The following is a 4,349-nucleotide window of genomic DNA, read 5'->3' as shown; positions in this document are numbered from 1 at the left end:
CATCGACGAAGGTCTTAGAGGGCGAGGGGTTGCCGATATATCCGTAGGGGTTCACCTGCAGAGCCGCACGAACCCAGCGCGCACCACGCGGACCGTCGGTAGATGTTTGTGTGTCGTTCACTTCAACCACCGCCCCGCTCTGTCCTCACTGGAAATATCCACACCAGATAGACCTAATAGCTGAGAGCCACGTCTTCCGGAGGCGTCCGCTTCTATCGACATGGAACTCCTCCTCGCGAGCACGGTCACATGTCATCAGTGTACGAGAGAAGCACGTCCCCGCGCAGGCAGAACCGAGCCCCACCTAGAGACGGCGTACTCGGTCGATGCTCGGGCGCTGGAAGCTGTCGGTGCGGGTGCTGAGCTGCCGGAGCCGAGCGAGAGCGGACTGCGCTGTCCGGTTTTCGGCCGCTTGTTCGGGTGTGCGGACGCTCTGGGCGTCACCCAGCGGTGACGGGCCGGTGATCTCGTAGCGGTAGCGGTACAACGCGACGGTGGCCGCGTGCGCCTCCCACCGCTCTCGCGCTTCGGGGCGTGACCCCGGCTGCCCAAGCCGCGAGACCCATACGGCTCCTGCTTCTTGGGCGTCGCGTAGGAGCCCGCGCGCACCGGCCTCGATGAGCGCCTGCCGCTCAGTGAGGGCGAGCTGCATGTCGTCTGCGATCGGCTCGGCGGGCGTGGGGATGAGTCCGGCGACCCGTGCTCTGGTTCGTTTGCCGGGCCGGAGCTTTTGAGTGGCTTGGTCGAGCATGTCGGCCAGCTGCGCGGCGGGGTCGGCCTGGTCTTCGGCGGATGTGAGCCTCGGTGCGAGTGCGGTGAGCGCGACGGCTGCAAGGTGGCCGGCTGCCTCGTGGCGTGCGAGTGCGCTCTCCAAGTGCTCGTAATAGGGGCTGGTGAACACGTCGTCGGCCACGTTCTCGGGGAACGGTGCGACATCGAGCAGCGCGGCCCAGTGGTCGATCTGCGCTTCGCGGGCGAGCACGTCGTGCTCGGCGAGCAGCGTGGACAGCGAGGCGTGGCGGTCTACCTCGAGCGTCAGGGTTTCGGTGGCGGAGAGGTCGGCGTCGCTGCGCGCGAGTACCTTGGCGAGCCAGTCTGTCAGGGTCAATGGCTTCGGCTGGTCGAGGTGCGGCTCGACCTCGTGCGGGTCGGGCACGATCAGGTAGGCGTGGTTGCGGTGTTTGCCGCGTGTCATCGCCACGTAGAACAACTCCCGCGACGAGGCTTCGGGGTCAACGAGCGCGTGCGCGGTATCGACGCTGGCTCCTTGGGCGCGGTGGACCGTGGAGGCGTAGCCGAGTTCGAGTTCCTCGCGCACGTACTTCGCAGGCAACACGAGAGCCTTACCGTGGGGCTGGTCGCCGCGCCCCAGCCGCCGCACGGCCAACGAACCGTCGTCGTAGCGGCGCGTGACTTGCCAGCGGTCACCGTTCTTGACCCACGCCCTGCCGGTGGATAGGCGGCGGTCGTTGAGTCGGGTGACGACGAGATCGCCGACGCCTGCGGTGGTGCCGTCGCGCAGACGCAAACCGCCTGACTCAACCTGTCCGGCTTCGACTAGATCGGCGCGGGCGCGCTCGTTGAGCTGGGCGACCATCTCACCGGTGCCCGCGATCATCAGCGTGCGCAGGCCCGCATCGCGGTCGCCGCGCCATGACTCGTAGACCGCATCGAGCATGGCCTCGGCGTCACCATCGAGCAGCCTGCCCCGCTCCTGGTATTCGTCGAGCGCATCGGTGCGCCCGTGCCGCAGTCCGAGGCTCGCCGTCTTCTCCCACTCGTTGGCGAAGCGGCGCACATCGGTGAGTTCGGGAACACTCTGCCGGTGGCGCACGAGCATCCCGAACACCCCGCCCGTCTCCACCGCCGAGAGCTGCGCCCAATCGCCGATGAGCACGACCTTGGCTCCGACCTTGGCGGCGTGCTCGGCGATGCGATCGAGCGCGAGCGTTCCGGCGAGGGAGGACTCGTCCACGAGCACGAGCTGCCCGGCTTCGAGGTTCCAGCGTCCTTTGGTGTGCTCGTAGAGGAACTTCGCGGTGTTCTCCGCTCGCACGCCGAGCGAGTCGCCGAGCACTTCGGCGGCAGCTGCCGACGGCGCGAGGCCGATCACCGAGTCGCGCCCGTGCGCCGCTGTCCATGCACGGTGCAGGGCACGTAGCGCGGTGGTCTTGCCCGAACCGGCGGGGCCGACCAGCAGATCGAGGGTCAGCCCGGAACGGGCGATACGGGTGATAGCGACGGCCTGGTCTGGGTCGAGGCGGACGCCCCTGATCTTGCGGGAGGTGTGACGCGCGACGAGCCGCGCCGTCAGTGCTGGCCCGCCGGTCTGCTGGCTGTGCGCGAGAAGGCGCTGCTCGGCATCGAGGATGTCTTGGCTGGAGTACGCGATCTGATCGACAGGCTGGAACCTGTTGCCCTCGTCCTCAACGTAGTGAGATGGCAGGGCACGGTGGTACTCCGGGGTGAGGCGCAGCGATTCGGTTTCCGCGTGCGCGACGATCTGATCGAGCACGTGGAGACGGTCGTCGGTGGTTGCGAACCGAACGCCCATGATCTGCCGCATCGCCTCGGCGTGCAGGTTGAAGCGCCCCCAGGTTGCGCGCCGGTTCGCCACGCTCATCAGCACCACGGCGGCGAGATCCTCGATCTGCTCCAGCCCGAGGTCGTCCGCGCGCAGCTGGGCTTCAGTCGCACCCCGGTCGAGCAGGTGCTGTGCCCACGTGGGTGCGTCCTCGCCGAGCACGACCTCGGCACGCGCCCGCCAATCGGTGGTGAGGTCGGCCAGCGAGTGTAGTTCTTTCTCTGGTCGCGTCACCAAGGTCGCCTGTTGCCGGAGCTTCGCAATCGTCGCCGCTGAGGGTTGCCTGCCGTGCTCGGCGACGTACTGCTCGATGAGCCGGTTCTTGACCTGCTCGATGCCCTCCCCGCTGTCGCTGCCTCCGGTGGTGCGGCGGGAGAACTCCGCGATCAGCGCCGCCGGTACGCCCTCGATTTCCCAGCCGGTGTTGCGGTCTTTGCCCCGGTCGACGGGCACCCACGTCACGCCGAGCAGCCGCGTGGTGTGATCGGTGAGGAAGGCGTTGTACGACTCCGAGAGGGCGACGGCGGCCTTGTGTAGGCGGCGCGAGTCGAGCGTGCGCCAGCGCCCGTCCTCGCCCTGCACTTTGTTCGAGACCACGACGTGCGTGTGTAGTTGCGGGTCGGCGGCTCTGCTGTCGTAGTGGTCGAATGCGGTGGCGATCACGCCCACGATCGGCATCTGCGCGATACCGCCCGCGCCGACGCGGGTTGCGGCGACGCGCTCTTCCAGCAACGCGATCGTGTCGCGCATCGCGGCGTGGTGCGCCTGCGCAATCAGGGCTTGCGTGCCCGCGTCGGCCACGCCCCAGATCGCACTGACCGACTTGGGCGGTGAGAACGTCAAGTCGAACCCTGCAACGGCGGTGCGCGGCTTCTTCGCAATCTCTTCTTCACGAATGCGCTCCACAGCCTCAGCTCGCGCCTCGCCACGCAAGCCGGGGTCGAGCCGCGCAACCTGTGCCGCAATCCGCTCGCGTGGGGGTTGCAGCGAGGGGAACCTCTTGCCGAGCTTTTCCCCGGTGACCGGGTGGATGCCGTCACCCAGCAGTCGGGCCAGGTGTTCCTCGGTCACTGTGTCGCCCTCGGTCAACGCTGGGGTACGCCCGTCGTCGAGGCTCATCAGGCCGGTTCCGACCCAGGTTCCGGGCGGGCAGCCGGACTCGGTGTAGTACCGGGTCAGCGGGCTGCTCATCTCCCGGTCGCCGTCGCCGACGACGACCGACTTCAGCAGGTACTCGTAGCCCTTGCCGGACGACATGACCCGGATGGTCATCACCACGACGGCCCCTCCCCGAGACCGTCACGGGCGGGCCGATCTCGGGGGTCAGGTGCGCGCGTAGCGCGCGGCTCGCACTCTTAGTGCCAGACGTGTGGGGGAATCTGAGGGGCGGTCAAGGGAGCGGGAGCGCGGAGGCCCTAGCGCTGGGAGTCGTAGCCGGGGCTGGGCTGACCGGATACGTTCCGCTCTCGCCCTCTGAGTGCCTGAGCCGCGTGACGACAACGACGGCGAGCGGTGGCACTGACTCGCTTCGTCGAAGGGATGCGGCAAGTGAGAGAGGAGTTCCAGAGTTAGTACGGAAGAACGATATAGCGTACTATCGTGCTTATGATCAAGCCTGGTGAGGATTTGAGAGCGGAGCTGGAGGCGCTGTCCGAGCGCATGGCACGGTTGGAAGCGATGGCCGAAAGCCCCGATCGGGCGCGTGATTCTTCACCAATCCTGGATGAGGAGCAGTTCTGGGCTTTGACGGGCTTACAGTCCCAGC

At 67.5% G+C, this 4,349-nt stretch carries 1 protein-coding gene; it reads right to left on the bottom strand.

Translation table 11 applies throughout. From position 1 onward, the window contains the following. Positions 1-304: 304 nt before the first annotated feature. Positions 305-3,856, bottom strand: a complete 3,552-nt coding sequence (gene mobF, locus KZA10_RS08575) for a MobF family relaxase (RefSeq protein WP_229116210.1) — start codon at positions 3,854-3,856, stop codon at positions 305-307. Positions 3,857-4,349 lie beyond the last annotated feature (493 nt).

It is taken from the genome of Microbacterium sp. BF1 (assembly GCF_019279095.1).
In the GTDB taxonomy this organism is placed as follows: domain Bacteria; phylum Actinomycetota; class Actinomycetes; order Actinomycetales; family Microbacteriaceae; genus Microbacterium; species Microbacterium maritypicum.
This window is presented reverse-complemented; position numbering and strand designations above follow the sequence as displayed.